Origin of the sequence: Campylobacter sp. BCW_6463 (genome assembly GCF_001762785.1) — a bacterium.
GTDB lineage: Bacteria > Campylobacterota > Campylobacteria > Campylobacterales > Campylobacteraceae > Campylobacter_D > Campylobacter_D jejuni.
Genome location: NZ_MJXL01000075.1, coordinates 1 through 3759, shown reverse-complemented (window position 1 = coordinate 3759; position 3759 = coordinate 1). Strand labels below are relative to the sequence as shown.

The following is a 3759-nucleotide window of genomic DNA, read 5'->3' as shown; positions in this document are numbered from 1 at the left end:
AATCGTCTATGGCTTTATTGTGATCAGTCATAACACCTCTTGGATCATAATAATTATGTTTTGTTTGCTCGTGTAATCCATTTGAATTGACATTAGAGTTTACTCCTGCATAGTGTGATAATCCTTGCATATCTCCCCTTGCAGCCATATTTTCAACAGCATTCACAGCAGAAGCCACATTTTCTTTATTAACTACGCCACCATAATTTTCATTGATATAACCTTGAACGATAGATGATCCGCCATCATAACCCACTGAATTATTAAGTGTTTTAGCTTCATTATAGCTATCCATAGAACTTTTGATGCTAGCAGAATTTGTAACATTTCCTGTTTTAAGAAGGTTATTAAATGAAGCACTTGCATCTCTATTTTTGCTAATTTCATTAGAAATACTTTCGTTAAAGGTTTTATTAAAGGTTTCTTGTTGATTTTTGCTTAGATTTTGATACCAACCTTCAGATTCTATTGAATTTGTAGATAAACTACCTCCTATATTAATATCTATATAAGCATTTTTACCTTTTCTAAATCCAAGACTACCACCAATTTTTCCTTCCATCACATCTTGATAAGCTTGCGATACATCCACACCTGTTGCTTTAGAATAAGCATTAGCTAAAGCATGTTGCGTTGCATTAGCAATAGCACTTCTATCGTTTTCTGATAAGGCTAAGCTATCTCCTTTTCCGCTAGCAACTTCTAAAGCTCTTTGAGATAGGTTAGAATTTTGAATCGCATCACTTAGAGCGTGCGCTCTTGTTTCTAAATTGCTTGCAGTCATACCCGCATTTAATCCTTTAATAGAAGCATTACCTATAGAACCATTAGCATTGATTACAGCGGAACTTCCAGTCATATTATCTTTAACTAATTCGCCACCATGTTGCATATCTCTTGTTCCCATAAAACTTCTACCACCTGCACCAAACGAAGATTGAAGAGTATTATAACCTGCACCCACAGCCCAAACTTCATCTCCTCTAGGAGCAGCAATGCTAGTTTGTGTAGATAAGGCTTGCTGATTTGCAAAGCTTCCAGCAGCTCTTGAAGCACCTGTTAGAGCTTGAGATAATCCAGAAGCAAAAGTTATAAATCCTTGCTCACTTGCTTTAGCAATTGCATAAGCTAAAACAGGAGTACTCATTACAAGATAATTCATGAAATTTGATCTATTTGCTACTTCTTTGAATATAAGCATGTTATCTCCTAAGCTTAAAGCTGCTTTTCCACCTGTTATTACTTGTGCAACTTTCATAAGATTATAATCATTTAGATAGTTAATAATACAAAGAATAGGAGTCCAAAGCACTATCCAAATACATAGAGTAAAAAACATCTTAATATGTGCGTAAGAGCCAAATACAATAGAAAGCAAAGCAACAAGCCAAGATAAACCTATGATAATAGCTGTTAAATAAGCTTTAGCTAAAGGCAAATAAGTTTGCGCCATGTGTCCTTGTGCTTGCATACTTGCATAAAATTGCTGATCCGCATAAGCAGTATTTGCAGCCACAGAAGCAGGATTTAATCCTACTGATTTAGCGGTATTAATGATTGCATCTTGAGAAGCAAGCATTATCATGGATTGCTGTAAATAAGATCTAGCACTTACAGCTTGTTCGTTATAGATTTGTGCAGCGCCTAAGAACTTTTGCTCATAATTTGTCATATCATCTACCATACCAAGCAAAGCAGCATGAATCTTCATAGCTTCATCTGTATCGTTTTGAATCATTTCAACGATTTGAGGACCTGCATCAGAACAAGGTACAACACTTTGTTCTTCAACATTATTGTTATTTTTAAACAAAGGAGTAAGCTGAGAGCCATTGCCTATGTTTGTGAAAAGATCTTGCATTAAATTATCAGAGTTTTGAAAAAGATTTCTACCTTGTTGATTAAGCAAGATACCTACTGAAACGCAGTTTCTAAAATAAAAATCAATATTTTTTTGCAAAGTTGCATCAATAGCCGAAAGCTTTACGCTTGGTAAAGTACTCATCACTTGAAGTGAAAAACCTAAACCTGCGTTAGAGAAATTTGTAGATTGTGGAGTTGAAAAATGTTTTTCCATAGCTTCTAGGATAACCTTCTCAAATTGTGTCATTAATGCAAAGCTTTTTCCTATGCCTATAGGAATTTGAGAAATGACATAATCTTTACTTGTTACTTCATCGTGAATCATGAAGCGGTGATTATTGTCATTTGGCGCCCTTAAAAACATCTGCCACACTACAGCAAAAAGTATAAACATTTTTCCAAATTCAAACACAGGATTTGTTTGTCCATCCATTGCTTTTTTGATACTAAAAAGCAATAATGAGATAGCTAAGGCTGCATTAACGATATAACTTGTTTCAGTGGTTATACCTTTAACAGCTTGCATGATTTCATTCATCACATCGCCATAACCCCAAGTATAAATTAAATTGCTATTAGCTATTTCAGTTGCACCAAATAAAAATGAAGGTGCAAAAAACAAAGTGCTAAAGAATAAAAAGTAAAATCTTTTCATGGACTGTTTTAAGAAGTTAAAGAGTTTGTTTGGTATAATTATAAAAGGTAGATGCCAAAGGCGGCTACCTTTGGCATTAATCATAACCTAGAAAGGCGGTGATTAAATTGTCCAATAAAATTATAGTAATAATTATACTACTTTGTATAATTATAGTCAAGTGTTATTAACACTTGATTTCCCCTTTTTTTAAGGGGAGCTATAATTTTCCCTTTGGCTTAACCAAACAAACTTTTAACTAAGCTTCTCTTCTTCTATTGAATTTCTATATTTTTTTATATTTTTTATTTGAACTAAATAATAAACTTAACAAGATTTAAATTTACCAAATCTACTATCTTTTTACTTCAATCTCACATTCATAATCATATTAGATAAAAAGATACTATCTTTATCAAAGTCTTTTGAGTTATATTCATTTTTTGATTGTATAGTTTGCATAGTTTGTATTAAAGTTGAAAGATTGTATAAACTTAAACTTTCTAATATATTTATGAGTTCTATCTTGCTTAAAGTATTAAAATCATTTAACAATCTAAGATAATTACTTATAATAGAAGAAGAGTGAATACTATGAAATAAAATTTTATTTTTTATATCTTTTTTAATAAAAAATTGATTATCTTTAAAATAAAAATAATTTCTAAAATGATTATTGCTTATTATTTGATTATAAAAACTTAAAAGACTTTCTTTGCTGTTTAAATCTATAAAATTAAGATAAAAATTCTTTTCTTCTAAGGCTAATTTTAAAGCATTAAGATTTGCAAAAGAAGCATTAATATTTTCATTATTTTTTAAAGCATAAACGATATTTTCTTGTTCTTGTTTTTGGGTAATAGCATATTGTAATAAAGGATTTTTATAATGTGTATCGCTATTGATTAAAACATTGATATAAAAAGCTTCTTTGCTTTTTTGAGTTAATTGAAGCAAAGATAAAAGTGTAGAAGGGATATAAAAAGAATCAAGCTTTAAATTTAAATACTTATCATAAGTATTTATATAAGTTAATTCTTGAGTAAAATCCAAAGCTTGTTCTTTTAAATTTAAAAGCATTGTTCCACCTAATCCTAATAAAGCTAGATTTTTGAAATTCTCTAAAGCTTTTCTTTTTTCTAAATCGATTTGAAGTATTTTTTGCATTGTTTTTCCTTTCTTTTGTGGTTTACTCTTTTATATTATGCTCTTTAGCATAAGCTAGTATTTTAGCTCGAAGTTCTTGCGGAAAATTATATCTA

Annotated in this window: 2 protein-coding genes; both read right to left on the bottom strand. The window is 30.6% G+C overall.

Annotated elements, in window-relative coordinates:
• A partial coding sequence (locus tag AJ884_RS08120; RefSeq protein WP_148123917.1) for a conjugal transfer protein TraG N-terminal domain-containing protein occupies positions 1-2518 on the bottom strand: 2518 nt, incomplete at its 3' end.
• A gap of 342 nt (positions 2519-2860) precedes the next feature.
• Positions 2861-3664: a hypothetical protein gene (locus AJ884_RS08115; protein ID WP_070233291.1), complete on the bottom strand. Its 804-nt coding sequence runs from the start codon at positions 3662-3664 to the stop codon at positions 2861-2863.
• Positions 3665-3759: the final 95 nt, after the last annotated feature.

Excerpts from the sequence above, each read along its gene's own strand:
- AJ884_RS08115 (WP_070233291.1), bottom strand. The coding sequence starts at position 3,664 with ATGCAAAAAATACTTCAAATCGATTTAGAAAAAAGAAAAGCTTTAGAG.